Genomic DNA, 16,323 nt, shown 5'->3' on the forward strand with positions numbered 1-16,323 from the left:
CGATGCGCAAGATCCTGCTGGGCGCCGTCGGCCTGCTGGGGTTCCTCGTCGTCTGGCAACTGATCCCGGCGCTGGGGCTGGTCGACCCGGACTACCTGCCGTACCCCACCGACGTGTTCGGACGGCTGGCCCAGGAGGTCCGCGACCTGGCGTTCTGGCGTCGGGTCCGGCTCACCATGACGTCGTGGGCGATCGGTCTGACGGTGGCGACGCTCGCGGCGGTCGCGCTGGGCACCGTGGTCGGGATGGTGCCGTTCCTGCGTCGCGCGACCCACACGACAGTCGAGTTCCTGCGACCGGTGCCGTCGGTCGCGCTGATCCCGCTGGCCGTGCTGATGTTCGGCCTGCAGATGCGCGCCGCTCTCGTCATCATCGTCTACGCGGCGTTCTGGCAGGTGTTCGTGCAGGTGATCTACGGCGTCGCCGACGTCGACAGCGTCGCCCGGGACACCGCGCGGAGTTTCGGCCTCACCCGCGCCGAGCGGCTGCGCTACCTCATCCTGCCGACCGCTCTGCCGTACCTGATGACCGGCCTGCGCCTCGGCGCGGCGGTCGCGCTCATCCTGGCCGTCACCGCCGAGATGGTGATCGGCAACCCCGGCCTCGGTCGGATGATCGAGCTGTCCCGCTCCGCCGGTGACGCCGTCGGCCTGTACGGCCTCGTCGTGGTCACCGGGATGCTCGGCCTGCTGGTGAACGTCGTGTTCCGCTTCGTCGAACGCCGCTCGCTGGCCTGGCACCAGTCGGTGCTCGCGGACGAGGCGGCCCGATGACCGCCGTCGGCGCGGCAAAGGCCCGCCCTCGTGACCTGGGCGTCAGGGTCGCCGAGAACCTCCTGTTCGCGGTCGGCCTTCCGGTCCTGGCCGTGGGCCTCTGGGCGGTCTGGTCCACCCGGTCGACGAGCCGGTTCCTCGTCGGCCCCGGCACGCTCCTCGACGCGTTCCGGCAGACCTGGATCGGCCCGGCGTTCGTCGAGGACGTCCTGCCGAGCGTGTACCGGCTCCTGATCGGCCTGTTCGCGTCGATCCTGCTCGGCGTCGCCGCCGGCGTCGTCATCGGCCGGCTCCGCCCGCTACGCGAGATGCTCGAGCCGCTGCTGGAGTTCTTCCGCGCGATTCCGCCGCCGGTGCTGATCCCGGTCGCGATGCTCCTGCTCGGCATCACCGACACCATGAAGGTCGTCGTCATCACCTCCGGCGCGATCTGGCCGATCCTGCTGAACACGATCGAAGGCGTCCGGTCGACCGACAGCGTGATGCTGGAGACCGCCCGCTCGTTCCGGATCTCGCGGTGGGACCGGCTGTGGCTGCTGATCCTCCCGGCGGCGAGTCCGCGCATCATGACCGGCGTACGGCAGGCGCTCTCGGTGGCCCTGATCCTCATGGTCATCTCGGAGATGTTCGCGTCGTCGGCCGGTCTCGGCTACCGGATCGCCTACTTCCAGCGGAACTACCTCATCGCCGAGATGTGGAGCGGCATCCTCCTGCTCGGCCTCATCGGCGTCTTCCTCGCCGTGGCCTTCGGTGTCGTCGAACGCCGCGTCCTGCGCTGGTACCACGGAATGAAGGAGATCACCCGTGCCTGACGGGACCCCCCTGTTGCGGGTCGAGCACCTGCGGAAGGTCTACGCCTCCGGCCGGGGCGAGGTCGAGGCGATCGGGGATCTCAGCTTCACCATGGATCCCGGTGAGCTGCTGTGCGTCGTCGGTCCCTCCGGCTGCGGCAAGACCACGCTCCTGAAATGCCTCGCCGGACTGCTGCGGCCCACCAGCGGCCTGGTCGAGATGGAGGGCTCGCCGGTGACCGGGCCGAGCCCGGCGATGGCCGTGGTCTTCCAGGAGTACGGCCGCAGCCTCTACCCGTGGCTGACCGTCCGCGGCAACGTGGAGCTTCCGCTCCGCCACAAGAAGCTCTCCCGCGCCGAACGCGCCCGGCTGGTCGCCGACGCCCTCGACGCGGTCGGGCTGCCGCAGTCGGCGCGCAGCCACCCGTGGCAGCTCTCCGGCGGAATGCAGCAACGGGTGGCGATCGCCCGCGCCATCGCGTACCAGCCGGACGTGCTGATCATGGACGAGCCGTTCGCCGCGGTGGACGCGCAGACCCGCGCGGACCTGGAGGACCTCGTCCGCGAACTGCACCTGACCCGGGGGATCTCCACCGTCTTCGTGACGCACGACATCGACGAGTCCGTCTACCTGGGCCAGCGCGTGCTCGTCCTGTCGAACTCACCGACCCGGGTGCAGGAGGACCTGGTGATCGACCTCCCGGCGGAACGCGATCAGCTCACCACCCGGGCCCTGCCCCGGTTCACCGAACTGCGGACCCACGTCTACGAACAGATCCAGCGGGCCAAGCGCGGGCCGGTGGTCCCGTCCTCGCGGGCCCACCGGCCATAGTCGCATCGATCACCGCGGATCTATGTTCGGGGTGACGACCGATGGAGGGCGGAAGCATGATCGGAACCCTGGTGGAGAACGGTCTCACGGCGTTGGCCGCCTACGACTCCTACGGCCAGGAACAGATCGACGGGATCGTGAAGAAGGCGTCGGTGGCGGCGCTCGGCCGGCACGCCGAACTCGCGATGCTGGCGGTCGAGGAGACCGGTCGCGGCGTGTTCGAGGACAAGGCGGTGAAGAACATCTTCGCCTGCGAACACGTCACCAACCACATGGCCGACGTCCGCACGGTCGGGGTGATCGCTCAGGACGACATCACGGGCATCACCCAGATCGCCGAGCCGGTCGGCGTGGTGGCCGCGGTGACGCCCGTGACGAACCCGACCTCGACCACCATCTTCAAGGCGCTGCTGGCCCTCAAGACCCGCAACCCGGTCATCTTCGCCTTCCACCCGGCGGCGCAACGGTGCAGCCAGGAAGCGGCCCGCACGGTCCGCGACGCCGCCGTCGCCGCCGGCGCGCCGGAGCACTGCATCCAGTGGATCGACGAGCCGTCGGTGGCCGCGACGAACGAGCTGATGCGCCATCCCGACGTCTCGGTGGTCCTGGCGACAGGCGGCAACGCCATGGTCCGGGCCGCCTACTCCACCGGCAAACCGGCGCTGGGCGTCGGCGCCGGGAACGTCCCCGCGTACCTGGAGGCGTCGGCCGACGTGGCCCGCGCGGTGAACGACGTGGTGCTGTCCAAGGCGTTCGACAACGGCATGATCTGCGCCTCCGAGCAGGCCGTCATCATCGACGACGCGATCCGGCCGGCCGCCCTCGCCGAGTTCCGGCGACTGCACGCCCACATCGCGACGCCGGAGGAGAAGTCGCTGCTGGAGAAGCTGCTCTTCGGCTCCGGGAAGCTCAACCCGGACGTGGTCGGGCAGTCGGTGACCTGGATCGCCGAACACGCCGGATTCCCGGTCGACCCGGACACCTCGGTCATCCTGGTTCCGGTCGACCGGGTCGGCCCGGCCGAGCCGCTGACCCGGGAGAAGCTCTGCCCGGTGCTCGCCCTGCTGCCCGCCACCGACCACGACCAGGGATTCGAGTACGCCGAGCAGATGGTCGAGTTCGACGGCCTGGGGCACAGCGCCGTCATCCACACGCGCGACGCCGACCTGGCCGAGGCGTACGGCCGCCGGGTCAAGGCCGTCCGGATCATCTGGAACGCGCCGGCCTCGCAGGGCGGCATCGGCGACATGTACAACGCCTTCCTGCCGTCGCTGACGCTGGGCTGCGGAAGCTACGGCCACAACTCGGTGTCGCACAACGTCACAGCGGTCGACCTCATCAACATCAAGCGGGTGGCCCGGCGGACGAACAACCTGCAGTGGTTCAAGGTGCCGCCGAAGATCTACTTCGAGCCGAACGCGATCCGCTACCTCGCCGACATGCCCGGCGTCCGCCGGGTCACCGTGGTGACCGACCACACCATGACCAGACTGGGGTACGTGGACCGCGTGCTGTCCGTGCTGCACCGCCGCCGCGAGCAGGTCGCCCTGCAGATCATCGACGACGTCGAGCCGGAGCCCAGCGTACAAACGGTCGACCGGGGCGCCGAGTTGATGCGCTCGTTCCGGCCGGACACCATCGTCGCGCTCGGGGGCGGTTCGGCGATGGACGCCGCCAAGGTGATGTGGCTGCGCTACGAGCACCCCGAGGTGGTCTTCGCCGATCTGCGGGAGAAGTTCTTCGACATCCGCAAACGCGCCTTCAAGTTCCCCACCCTCGGCGCGCTGGCCCAGCTCGTCTGCGTTCCGACCACCTCCGGCACCGGAGCCGAGGTCACCCCGTTCGCGGTCATCACCGACACCGATTCCGGCAAGAAGTACCCGCTCGCCGACTACGCGCTCACCCCGAGCGTGGCGATCGTCGACCCGGTCCTGGCCGCCGACCTGCCGGCGGTGGTCACTGCGGACAGCGGCTTCGACGCGCTCACCCACGCCATCGAGTCGTACGTGTCGGTCTACGCCAACGACTTCACCGACGGTCTGGCCCTGCACGCCGTCCGGCTCATCTTCGGCAACCTCGCCCGGGCCGTGCACCAGGGCGCCGCGGACCCGGTGGCCCGCGAGAAGATGCACAACGCCGGCACGATCGCCGGCATGGCGTTCGGCAGCGCCTTCCTCGGCATCGTGCACGCCATGTCGCACACCCTGGGTGCCACGTTCCACGTCGCACACGGGCGCACCAACGCGATCCTGCTCCCGCACGTCATCAGGTACAACGGGACCGTGCCGAGCAAGCTCACCGGCTGGCCCAGGTACGAGACGTACCGGGCGCCGCAGCGCTTCGCCGACATCGCCCGTACCCTCGGGCTGCCCGCGGCCACCGACGCCGAAGCGGTCGAAGCCCTGGCCACGGCGATCGAGCGCCTGCGCGACGAGGTCGGCATCGAGCCGTCGTTCGCGGCCGTCGGGGTGGACGAGCGGGCCTTCCTCGCCGCGCTGCCGCAGCAGGCGCTGAACGCGTACGAGGACCAGTGCGCGCCGGCCAATCCGCGGATGCCGATGCTCGGCGACATGCGGGAACTGATGCGCGCCGCGTACTACGGATCGAGAGGGCCGAAGGTCCCGCGGCTTGCGGTCTGCGGCCCCCGGTGAACGAGCCCGGCTGGGCCTAACCTGGGTCCGGACATGACGAGATCAGTGAAAGGAAGCACGGTGACCGCGGTCGAATCCGAAATCCGTACGCTCGCCGAACTCGACGACACCGAACTCGCCCGTCTGGACGCGTGGTGGCGGGCGAACAACTACCTGACCATCGGGCAGATCTACCTGCAGGGCAACCCGCTGCTGCGCGAGCCGCTGTCGGCCGAGCACATCAAGCCGCGCCTGCTCGGCCACTGGGGAACCAGCCCCGGCCTGTCGCTGATCTACGCGCATGTCTCCCGGCTGATCCGGCACACCGGTCAGCAGGCGATCTACCTGGCCGGCCCGGGCCACGGCGGGCCGGCGCTGGTGGCCGCCGGCTATCTGGAGGGCACCTACAGCGAGATCTACCCGGACGTCAGCCAGGACGAGGCCGGGATGCTGCGCCTGTTCCGGCAGTTCTCCAGCCCGGGCGGCATCCCGTCGCACGTGTCGGTGACCACCCCGGGCTCCATCCACGAGGGTGGCGAGCTGGGCTACGTCCTGGTCCACGCGTTCGGCGCGGTGATGGACAACCCCGACCTGCTGGCCATCGCGGTGGTGGGCGACGGCGAGGCCGAGACCGGGCCGCTCGAGGGCTCCTGGAAGGGCGTGTCCTTCCTCAACCCCGAACGCGACGGCGCGGTCCTGCCGATCCTGCACCTCAACGACGCCAAGATCTCCGGTCCCACCGTACTCGGGCGCAAGGCCCCCGAGGAGGTACGCCACCTGCTGCGGGGCCACGGCTACGACGTCATCGAGGTCGAGGGCTCCGACCTGCCCGGCATGCACCACCGCTTCGCCGCCGCGCTCGCCGCCGCGTGGACGAGGATCCACGACATCCAGACCGCCGCCCGTGACGGTTCCTGGGACGGCACCCGCCCGACCTGGCCGCTGATCGTCCTGCGGTCGCCGAAGGGCTGGACCGGCCCGGACACCGTCGACGGGACGCCGGTCACCGGCACGTGGCGCTCGCACCAGGTGCCGCTGTCCGGCGTCAAGGACAACCCGGAGCACCTCGCGCTGCTCGAGCGCTGGCTCAGGTCGTACCGTCCGGAGGAGCTGTTCGATTCCACCGGCGCGCCGGTGGCGCTGATCCGGGACCAGGCCCCCGGCGGCGACCTGCGGATGAGCGCCAGCCCGCACGCCAACGGCGGACTGCTGACCCGGGACCTGGACCTGCCGGACTTCCGGTCGTACGCGATCGAGGTGCCCCGGCCGGCGCAGCAGCGGGCCGAGTCGACGCGCAAGCTGGGCGAGATGATCCGCGACATCTACACGCGCAACGCCGACCGGTTCCGGTTGTTCTGTCCGGACGAGACCAACAGCAACCGCCTCGGCAGCGTCTTCGACGTCTCCGACCGTGCCTTCATGGAGCGGGTGACACCGGAGGACGTGGCGATCGGCCGCGACGGCCGGGTGATGGAGGTGCTGAGCGAGCACAACTGCCACGGCTGGCTGGAAGGCTACAACCTGACCGGCCGGCACGGCATGTTCGCCACCTACGAGGCGTTCGCGATGGTCAGCGCCTCGCAGACCGTGCAGCACGGCAAGTGGTTGCAGGAGGCCAAGCACCTGCCCTGGCGGGCGAAGGTGCCGAGCCTCAACGTGCTGCTCACCTCGACGGCGTGGCGCAACGACCACAACGGCTTCTCCCACCAGGGGCCGGGCCTGATCCAGGTGGTGCTCACCCAGCGGGGCGACGTCGCCCGGGTCTACCTGCCGCCGGACGCCAACACCCTGCTGTCGGTGGCCGACCACTGCTTCCGGTCGCGGTCGTACATCAACCTGATCGTCATCGACAAGCAGCCGCAGCTGCAGTACCTGTCCATGGACGAGGCGATCGAACACTGCGCCCGCGGCGCGGGGATCTGGGAGTGGGCCGGCACCGACGACGGCACCAGCGATCCCGACATCGTCCTGGCCTGCGCCGGCGACGTCGTCACCATGGAGACGGTCGCGGCGGCACAGATCCTGCGCGAGCGGCTGCCCGGGCTCAAGGTCCGCGTGGTCAACGTGGTCAACCTGATGACCCTGGTCCGGCCCAAGGACCACCCGCACGGCATGAGCGAGACCCTGTTCACCGAGCTGTTCACCGACGACGTCGACGTGATCTTCTCCTTCCACGGCTACCCCGGCGCGATCCACCAGCTCGTCCACGGCCGCCCGGACGCGGACCGGTTCCGCGTGCGTGGCTTCATCGAGCAGGGCACGACCACCACCCCGTTCGACATGACGGTGCGCAACAAGGCGTCGCGGTACCACCTCGTGATGGACGCCATCAACAACGCCAAGCGCCTCCCACGCGGCGCCGCCGACCTCAAGGCGTGGTGCCGCAGCCAGCTCGACCGCCACGAGACGTACGTGGTGGAGCACCTGGAGGACATGCCCGAGGTGCGCGACTGGGCCCTCGGCGACTGGGCCGCGCGCGGCTGAGGCAGACGGAGACGGTGACGCCGCCCGGCGTCACCGTCTCCGTTCGCGTACGGGCGGGTCCGCCGTCAGAGGACGCGCGTACGGCGCGACCCGGACGCGAGGCCCGCGATCGGGCCGACGGCGCCCTTGCGTCCCGGTTGCCGGGGTTCCCCCACCAGGTCGACGCCCATGACGGCCGGGCTGCCGTCCGGCTCCTCGAAATCCGCGTCGGCGCACCGGACCCGTTCCAGATCCCGGCCGGTGACCACACCGACACGGGCCTCGTCGAACGTCTCGGGCAGATCGGTGACGAGCCAGACCGCGTCGCCCTCGGCGACGACCGTCACCGTCGCGGCGCCCAGCACCCACGGCTCACGCTCGCCCGCGAACGGCCGGGCGCCCGCGGCGTAGGCGTTCGCCCGGGCGTACACCGGCTGTTTCACGTCGAGGTACTTCTTCTGGTCGCTGGGCGGCTGCTCGTCCAGGCGGGCCAGGTACTCCGCGAACGACGCGGGATGGCCGTCGTATCCGGCGGTGCCGCCCAGCGGCGTCCCTCGACCCTCCGCACCCGTCGCGTAGGCCGCGCCCGGATCGCCGCCCAGGAAGAGGTTGCCCACGTACCTGTCGTCCCCACCGTAGATCACCGCGTACCCGGCGACCTGCGTGCTGTGCGGCAGGTGGTACGGGGTGGCGCGGTCCAGCACCGGCTCCAGCCGCACCGTGCCGCAGATCAGGTTGTTGACGAAGGCACCGCCCTGGCTGAACAGCTCCAACGCGGCGGGTGAGCCGAAGATGTTGTGTTCGACCAGGTAGGGACCGTGGCTGACCTCGACGAAGAGGTCCCGGCAGTTGTCGTGGTAGACGTTGCGGGAGACCCGGGTGCCCTGCGCCTGCCAGTCCAGCCAGGTGCCGAGCGAGCAGTCGTGAATCCGGTTGTGCCGGATCACCACGTCGATGGCGGCGTGCAGCTTGATGCCGGCGATCTCGTACCCGTAGAACTCGCGTTTCAGGCCGATGCGGTGGATGTGGTTGTCCTCGATGGTGGAGAACGCACACCCGAGGTGACCCACTATCGCGTTCTGGCCGCAGTCGTAGATCGTGTTGCGGCGGATCACGTGCGAGCCGATGTGCTCCCGGTCCCACCCGATCCGGCGGGCCGCGAAGACCGACTCCAGCTGGTACTGGTAGCCCGGCTTGTCGCCGCGCAGAGCGGAGAAGTTCTGCCCGGTGGAGCCCTCCTTCCCGATCGAGATCGCCGAGCACTTGGCGTCGTGGATCACGTTGTCCTCGATGACCCAGCCCTTCGCCCAGCCGGGTCCGATCAGGCCCGGCTGGTCGGCGGTCGGTGGCGCCCACGGGCTGGCGGCGTGCGCCAACTCGAAGCCACGGACGGTGATGTAGTCCAGGTGCGGCTGTTCCGGGTAGAAGACACTGCGGCGTACGTTGATCTCGACCAGTTCCGTGTTCGGGTCGGCGCCCTGGAAGTTGGCCCAGATCGTCGTCTGTTCACCGACCTCGGCGTACCAGACGAGCCGGGTCTGGTCGGGATCGCCGACCGGACGGGTCACCCCGGTCCAGTCGTCGACGACCTCGGTACGCCGGGGCGGGTCCTCGACCTCCGCGCGGCTCCCCACCTCGAAGAAGCTCAGGCCGTTCAGGTAGACCTCGCCGAGGTGCTTGGGTGGCGTGCCGGTGCGGTGGACGATCCAGTCACCTGTCACCTCCTCGGCGAACGGATTGAACGAGCCGAACAGCGCGTTGTCGACTCGTGCCCGCCACACCGTCCCGCCGAGCGGCTCCCAGCCGGTGACGCGCTCCGATCCCTTGATCACCACGTGCTCGCCGGGCGCGGCCTCGTAGGTGATGCGGCGGGAGTCGCTGAGACCGCCGTGGCGTGGCTTCACCCACTCGCGGTACTCCCCCGCGTGCACCACCACCGTGTCACCGGGCTGGGCGACGCCGGCCGCCCGGTTGATCGTCCGGAACGGCCGCTCGGCGCAGCCGTCGGCGCGATCGGAACCGCTTGTCGCCACATGGAATACGGATGCCATCCGGGGGTCCCTTCTGGAGATGTCTGTTCAGGTCCATACCGGCAGGTCGATCCGGGACGGGTGGTCGCCGCCGTGGGAGATCTCCTGCTCCGCCCGTACCGTTTTGGCCGCGGTGGCGGCCGGCTCGCCGGTGCCGGGATTGCGGGCGTAGCGCGGATGCGCTCCGGAACTGACCTGCACGGCGACGCGGTGGCCGGCGGCGAAGCGGTGGAACGCCGGCCACAGCGGCACCTCCAGCTCGACGAACCCGTCCTCGTCCGGTTGCGGGTCGGTAGTCGCGGTACCGACGCCGCCGACGCGGCGGATCCCGTCGCTCACGCTCATCGAGCGGCCGTCGGGGTGCACGTCGCAGATCCGCACGAACACGTCCGCGCTGGCCGCCGTCGAACGGAACCGGACATGGGCGGTCGGCTCCCCGGCGAGTACGAGCGCGTGCGCCAACGGTGGACTGCGGAAGACGGCCACGTCCGCGCGGCGTTCGTGGGCGCTGTTGTCGACCGGCCCCGGGGACGGGCCCATGCCGGGGCCGCCGAGCGCGGGCGTGGGCCGGTCGGGATCGTAGGTGTAGCGGGTGCTGCCCGCGCCGGGGACGGCCGGGTCGAGCAGCCCCGAGGGGTGCAGGTGCCACCGCTGCGCCACGGTGCCCGGCGGTGGCCACGCGGGCAGATCGTGCCACTGCTCCGCGCCGGTGAGGAAGGCGCGCACGGGCGCCGGCCGGGTCGTGGGCGCGCCGGCGAAGTGTTCCCTGAGGAACGCGATGGACTCGGTGAGGAACGGGCTCTGCGCGCTGCTGTGGCCCCACGGGCCGATGGTCAGCCGGGGCGGGCGGCCGGCCGCGACGAGTTGGGCGTAGTTGCGCAGCTGCCAGGGCAGGAAGATGTCGTACCAGCCGGTGGCCATGTACACGGGCGCGGTGACGTCGGGCACCGACGCGGTGTGCGACTGCCGGGTCCAGTAGTCGTCGGTGAGCTTCTCGTGGGCCAGCCAGTCCTGGTACCAGCTGATGGGGTGGCCCGCCACCGCGGTGTCGCCACCGGACAGCGGCAGCACGTCGAAGGCCGCGGCCAGCTTCCGGTCCGGCCGCCGCGCGAGCCACGCCCGGACCAGGGCGCCGCGCAGGCCCCGCAGGTCCATCCGGCGCGACCAGCCGAGCGAGCCCTCCAGCGAGAACGCGCCGTTGGTCCAGGTGATCGGGCCGAAGTCGGCCATCGTGACGTTCAGGCACAGCGCGTCCGGGGCGTTGCCGGGGTCGTCACGGCACATCCGTCCGGCCACCGCCCACTGGGTGTAGCCGAGGTAGCTCTCCCCGTACGTCGCGACGGTGCCGGCGCACCACTGCTGGCGGCGTACCCACCGGTGGGTGGCGATGCCGTCGCGCTCCTCGTCGAGCTGGGGCCGGAAACTGCCACCGGAGCCACCGGTGCCGCGGCAGCTCTGCACCAGCACCGTGAACCCCGCGCGGGCCAGCGCCGGCGCGTGGGTCAGCGAGCCGTGCCGGCCGTACGGGGAGCGGACGACGATCGTGGGCAACGGCGGTTCCACCACGCCGACCGGCTGGTAGAGGTCGGCGACCAGCTCCACGCCGTCGTCCATCGGCACGCGCAGCCCGCGCCGCACGGTGAAGGTGTACGGAAACTCCGTGGCCGCGTCGCCACGGGGGCGCCGGGACAGGAGGCGGCCGAGAACTGTCATCGCCCACTCGCGGGTTGTCCGATACGGTTCGCGACATCGACACTCGTGGAGGCGTCGTGCCCGTACGAGAAGGAGCGGAAATGGAACCGGAGCCTGCGGACGACGGCTACCGCAACCCGATCCTCCCGGGCTTCTGGCCCGATCCGAGCATCTGCCGCGCCGGTGACGACTACTACCTCGTGTGTTCGAGCTTCGAGTACGCGCCCGGTGTGCCGATCTTCCACAGTCGTGACCTGGTCAGCTGGCGGCAGATCGGCAACGTGCTGGACCGCGCCGATCAGCTCCGTCTGCCGGCCGACACGCTCGCCTCGCGGGGCATCTACGCGCCGACGATCCGCCACCACGACGGCAGGTTCTGGGTCGTCACGACGAACGTCACGCTCGACCGGCACCTGATCGTCACGGCGACCGACCCGGCCGGCCCGTGGTCGGACCCGGTCTACCTGGATCTTCCCCACGTGGACCCGTCGCTGGCGTGGGACGACGACGGCACCTGCTGGATGACGGTGTCCGGGGTCGAGTCGTACCGGATCGACCCGCGTACCGGAGAGGTCCTGGAAGGGCCGGTGCCGATGTGGTCGGGGACGGGCGGCCAGTACCCGGAGGCGCCGCATCTGTACCGGATCGGCGACTGGTGGTACCTGCTCCTCTCGGAGGGCGGCACCCACACCGGCCACGCGGTGAGTGTCGCTCGCGCCCGCTCGCCGCGCGGGCCGTTCCAGCCCGGGCCGGCCAATCCGATCCTGACGCATCGCGGCACCGACCGGCCGGTGCAGGCGACCGGGCACGCCGACATGGTCGACGCGGCCGACGGCAGCTGGTGGATGGTTCTGCTGGGGATCCGGCCGAAGGGCCAGTGGCCGCCCTACCACGTCCTGGGACGGGAGACGTTCCTGGCGCCGGTGCGCTGGGTAGACGGGTGGCCGGTGGTCGACCCGGTCTCGATCGTCACCGGCCCGGATGGGACGAGCCGGTGGGCCGAGCGGGACGACTTCGACGACGAGCGGCTCGGCCCACAGTGGATCTCTCCCCGTAGCCGGCCCGATTCGGCGTGGTCGTTGACCGACCGGCCCGGCTGGCTGACGCTGCACGCGACCGGCGACAGCCTCGACCGCAGTGGCGCCACCGTCGTCGGCCGCCGCCAGCAGCACCACGACTGCCGGGTCAGCGCCCGCATCGATCCCGGCTCCGGCCGGTCCGGCCTGACGATCAGGATCGACGAGGCCCACCACTACGACCTGGAGCTCGCCCGGGGGCAGGCCCGGGTCGTCGGCCGGGTCGGACCGTTTCGGCAGGTGTTCGGGGAGTGCGCGGTGCCCGCGGGGGCGGTGACCGTGGCGCTGGCCATCCGGACCACCGGCGTGCTGCCCCCGACGGTCACCTCGTCCGGCGACCTGGCGCGGGCGGGCCTCGTCGGCGTCACGGCGGCCGGCAGTGACACGATCAGCTTCGAGGTCGAGACCGGCGACGGCTGGTCGTGCCTGGCGGAGCTCGACGGACGCTACCTGTCCACCGAGGTCGCCTCCGGGTTCACCGGCCGGGTCATCGGCATGTACGTCACCGAGGGAAGCGCCGGTTTCGACTGGTTCGACTACCGGCCGGCCGGCTGACGGGACCGAGACGGACCTCACCCCTTGAATGCGCCTTCCATGATTCCCTGCACCAGACGGCGTCCGACGAACACGAACAGCACCAGCAGCGGAATGGTGGCCAGGAACGAGCCGGACATGGCCAGCCCCAGGTCGATGTCCCGGTTCTGCTGCAGCGCCTTGATGGCGATCTGGACGGTGTAGTTCTCCGGCGACTTCAGGACGATGAACGGCCACAGGAAATCGTTCCACGCGTAGACGAACGTGAACAGCCCCAGCACGTACGCCGCCGGGCGGACCAGCGGGAACGCGATCCGCCAGAAGATCTGCCAGGTGGTGGCGCCGTCGACACGCGCCGCGGCCATCAGCTCGTCGTCGATGGTGCTGCCGATGTGCTGACGCATCCAGAAGATGCCGAACGCGCTGACCAGACCGGGAACGATCACCGCCTGCAGGGTGTCGACCCACTCCAGCTGGGACATGATCAGGTACTGCGGCACCACCGCCAGCTGCGCCGGCACCGTCATAGTCAGCACGACGATGAGGAACAGCGTGTTGCGGCCGGGGAAGGACAGCTTGGCGAAGGCGAACCCGGCCAGCGCGCAGAGCACCGCCTGGCCCACGGCGATCGTGCCGGCGACGATGACGCTGTTGAGCAGGGACTGCACGAACGGCACGATGGTGAAGACCAGCTCCGCCAGGTGCAGGAAGTTGCCGCCGGGTGTGATCGTCGGCGGGAGGGTCGTCGCGGTGGCGGAGTCCGTCGTCGCCACCACGAACATCCAGTAGAGCGGGAAGACGCTGGCGAGCGCCACGAGCGTGAGCAGCGCGTACACCGCGATCGAGACGCGGTTGGCCGAGCGCCGCCGGGTCCGTACGGGCGCGGCGGTCGAGGGTGCGGGCTTCATGGGCGCTCCGAGCGGACGCGGGTGGCCAGCAGATAGTTGAGTCCGGAGAAGGCGACCACGATGACGAAGAGCGCGACGCCGACCGCCGCGCCGTAGCCGAAGTGGAACTGCCCGAAGGACTGCTCGTAGAGGTAGAGGGTGACGGTCTGGCACTGCCGTGCCGCCCCGCACGTGAGCCCGCCCACCGGGTTGGCCAGCAGCGGCTCGGTGAAGACCTGCAACCCGCCGATGGTCGACGTCACGACGGTGAACGCGATGATCGGCCGCAACGACGGGATGCTGATGTGCAGGAACTGTTTCCAGCCGTTCGCGCCGTCGGCGGCGGCGGCCTCGTACAGCTCCCGGGGTACCGACTGCAGCGCGGCGAGGTACAGCAGCGTGTTGTACCCGGTCCAGCGCCAGGCGATCATCGTGGCGATCATGACGTGGCTGCCCCAGAGCGAGGCTGTGAAGTCGATGTGGTCGAAGCCCAGCAGCCCGAGGAACCAGTTGATCATGCCGTAGTCGCGGTCGAACATCTGCGCGAAGACGATGGTCGTGGCCGCGACCGAGGTGACGTAGGGGACGAGCACCGACATCCGGAACAACGCGGCCAGCCGCAGCCGCGCGTGGTTGAGCAGATGCGCCAGGCCGAGCGCCAGGAGCAACTGCGGCACCGTCGACATCACCCAGATGCTGAACGTGTTCCGCAACGCGCCCCAGAAGCGCGGGTCGTGCAGAAGTTCGGTGAAGTTGTCCAGCCCCACGAAACGGTGCTCACCGATGGGATCCCAGTCGAACAGGGAGATGTAGAAGGTGAACAGCAGCGGGAAGAGACCGAAGATCAGGAAGAGCACGAAGAACGGCGCGATGTACGCGTACGGCGCCAGGAACTCCCGTACGCCCTGCTGGATCCGCCGTCTGCGATGGGGCCGCCGGAGGTCCGGCGGGGCCGTGGCCGGGCTGAGCATGGTGGTCAAAGCGTCACCTCCGCGATGGGCGGCAGCCGGGCGTCACCCGGCTGCCGCACGTCAGCCCTCGGTCATTCGCGTACGGCGTTCTTGACGTTTGTCAGCGCGGTGTCCCAGGCCTTCGCCGGGCTCACCTTGCCCTGTTCGACGCTGGTGAGCGTGTTGAGGAACTCGGTGCCGATCGGGCCGTCCTGCGGGCCGAAGTAGAAGGGCTTGATCCCCAGCACCGACTGGGTGTAGATCTTGCCGATCGGCGCGTTGCTGAAGAACGGGTCGGTCTTTCCGACCAGCTGCGGGTCCGTGTAGACCGACGGCGTGGTGGGCAGCGACCCCTGCATCAGGAAGTGCTCGAGCTGACCCTTCGGCGACTGCATCTCGGAGATGTAGTTCCACGCCGCTTTCGCGTTCTTGGCGCGCTTGGGGATGGCGAGGAAGCTGCCGCCCCAGTTCCCCGAACCCCCGGGAATGGTGGCGATGTCCCACTTGCCGTTCGTCTCGGGGGCGTTCGTCTTCATCTGGCTGAGCATCCAGGACGGTGAGCACACCACCGCGTAGTCGCCCTTCTTCATGGCCGCGGTCCAGCCGGAGGAGAACGACCCCTGCTTGGCGGAGATGCCCGCCTCGAAGGCCTTCAGCGTCACGTCGAACGCCGCCTTGACCTGCTCGTTGTCGTAGTCGAGCTTGCGGTCGGCGCTGTAGTAGCGCTGGCTGCCCTGGTTGACCGCCTGGAAGAAGACGCTGGTCGGCGTGTTGTCCACGAACGGTTTCCCGGTCTTCTGGACGTACTGCTTACCGACGTTGATGAACTCGTCCCACGTGGGCCAGAGCTTGGCGACCTCGTCCCGGTCGGTGGGCAGGCCGGCCGCCTTGAACAGATCGGTACGGTAGGCGACCGCCAGCCCGCCGACGTCGGTCGGCACCCCGATGATCTTGTTGTCCTTGGTCGTCGCCTGCGACATCACCCAGTCGAGGTAGTTCCCCTTGATGTCGCCGGCGCCCAGCGTGGTGAGGTCGACGAAGTTGTCCGGCGACTGCATGAACTTCGGCAGGTCGTCGGCCTGGATGAGCACCAGGTCGGGCACCTTGCCACCGGCCAGCGCGGCGGTGAGCGCCTGCGCGGTCTCGGTGGTGCTGCCGACCTCGGTGAGCTTGATGCGCACATCGGGGTGCGCCTTGGTATAGACGTCGACGTCGGCCTTCTGGTTGATGTTGGCAAACGACCAGAACTCGAAGGTCTTCGAGTCGGATTCGCCGTCTGATCCGCCACATCCGCCGAGGAGGAGCGCGGCGGTGGCGATGATGGCTACGGTGCTCCGGACGCGTTTCAACGGCCCTCCATGCGGTAATCGTGCGCGGCGGTGGTCGGGTGACCGCGGCGAATCAGCGCGACGGTCCCTCCGGCGGTGGGCACCGCAGGCGAGGTCGTCGTCTCCGAAACTTATCGAGATATTTACATGCCAGGATTGTGTGCGCTGAGGCTACTAAGTGCCCCGCCATCCGTCAACGACCCCGCTGCCTGCGGTAGCACCGGGCAAGAGGCAGACGTTCCGACCGGCACAGCACCGAAAATTATCGGACCGAGCAGCGCGCCACTGGGCGAACTCGATCGACCGAGGTCACTGGCGATTACTGGCCCCAGGCGCC

The 16,323-nt window shown here is 69.8% G+C and carries 11 protein-coding genes; 6 read left to right on the forward strand and 5 right to left on the reverse strand.

The genetic code is table 11. From position 1 onward, the window contains the following. Positions 1-2 precede the first annotated feature (2 nt). From J3R08_RS20190 to J3R08_RS20210, 5 genes are read left to right on the forward strand one after another with little or no spacing between them, the layout of a single operon-like run. Positions 3-773 (forward strand): ABC transporter permease, encoded by a 771-nt coding sequence (locus J3R08_RS20190; protein WP_043322952.1) that lies wholly within the window; start codon positions 3-5, stop codon positions 771-773. Continuing rightward, the gene (locus J3R08_RS20195) at positions 770-1,585 is read left to right on the forward strand and encodes an ABC transporter permease (RefSeq protein ID WP_064445478.1); all 816 of its coding nucleotides are present in this window, start codon (positions 770-772) and stop codon (positions 1,583-1,585) included. Before J3R08_RS20190 ends, J3R08_RS20195 begins: the two co-directional genes overlap by 4 nt. Continuing rightward, positions 1,578-2,396 (forward strand): ABC transporter ATP-binding protein, encoded by an 819-nt coding sequence (locus J3R08_RS20200; RefSeq protein ID WP_043322950.1) that lies wholly within the window; start codon positions 1,578-1,580, stop codon positions 2,394-2,396. The genes J3R08_RS20195 and J3R08_RS20200 overlap by 8 nt, the downstream gene beginning before the upstream one ends. A gap of 56 nt (positions 2,397-2,452) precedes the next feature. Next, positions 2,453-5,047 (forward strand): bifunctional acetaldehyde-CoA/alcohol dehydrogenase, encoded by a 2,595-nt coding sequence (gene adhE, locus J3R08_RS20205; RefSeq protein WP_245254776.1) that lies wholly within the window; start codon positions 2,453-2,455, stop codon positions 5,045-5,047. Positions 5,048-5,080: 33 nt separating this feature from the next. Then, positions 5,081-7,510 (forward strand): phosphoketolase, encoded by a 2,430-nt coding sequence (locus tag J3R08_RS20210; protein WP_064445476.1) that lies wholly within the window; start codon positions 5,081-5,083, stop codon positions 7,508-7,510. Positions 7,511-7,575: 65 nt separating this feature from the next. On the opposite strand, the gene J3R08_RS20215 is transcribed toward J3R08_RS20210, so the two are convergent. Both J3R08_RS20215 and J3R08_RS20220 read right to left on the reverse strand, forming a co-directional pair. Then, the gene (locus J3R08_RS20215) at positions 7,576-9,540 is read right to left on the reverse strand and encodes a right-handed parallel beta-helix repeat-containing protein (RefSeq protein WP_209962456.1); all 1,965 of its coding nucleotides are present in this window, start codon (positions 9,538-9,540) and stop codon (positions 7,576-7,578) included. A 27-nt stretch (positions 9,541-9,567) separates the two neighbouring features. Continuing rightward, the gene (locus J3R08_RS20220) at positions 9,568-11,232 is read right to left on the reverse strand and encodes a CocE/NonD family hydrolase (protein ID WP_209962458.1); all 1,665 of its coding nucleotides are present in this window, start codon (positions 11,230-11,232) and stop codon (positions 9,568-9,570) included. A gap of 80 nt (positions 11,233-11,312) precedes the next feature. Here J3R08_RS20220 and J3R08_RS20225 point away from each other — a divergent pair, with 80 nt between their 5' ends. Then, positions 11,313-12,842, forward strand: coding sequence for a glycoside hydrolase family 43 protein (locus J3R08_RS20225; RefSeq protein WP_209962460.1), 1,530 nt, complete (start codon positions 11,313-11,315; stop codon positions 12,840-12,842). 17 nt (positions 12,843-12,859) lie between these two features. Here J3R08_RS20225 and J3R08_RS20230 read toward each other — a convergent pair whose 3' ends face one another. From J3R08_RS20230 to J3R08_RS20240, 3 genes are all read right to left on the reverse strand, one after another. After that, the gene (locus tag J3R08_RS20230; protein WP_043322941.1) at positions 12,860-13,729 is read right to left on the reverse strand and encodes a carbohydrate ABC transporter permease; all 870 of its coding nucleotides are present in this window, start codon (positions 13,727-13,729) and stop codon (positions 12,860-12,862) included. Next, positions 13,726-14,679 (reverse strand): carbohydrate ABC transporter permease, encoded by a 954-nt coding sequence (locus J3R08_RS20235; RefSeq protein ID WP_051611455.1) that lies wholly within the window; start codon positions 14,677-14,679, stop codon positions 13,726-13,728. Before J3R08_RS20235 ends, J3R08_RS20230 begins: the two co-directional genes overlap by 4 nt. Positions 14,680-14,750: 71 nt before the next feature. Then, entirely contained in the window at positions 14,751-16,007 is a 1,257-nt protein-coding gene (locus J3R08_RS20240) for an ABC transporter substrate-binding protein (RefSeq protein WP_043322939.1), read from the reverse strand. Positions 16,008-16,323 lie beyond the last annotated feature (316 nt).

It is taken from the genome of Micromonospora sp. HB375, from assembly GCF_017872985.1.
Taxonomy (GTDB): domain Bacteria; phylum Actinomycetota; class Actinomycetes; order Mycobacteriales; family Micromonosporaceae; genus Micromonospora; species Micromonospora chalcea.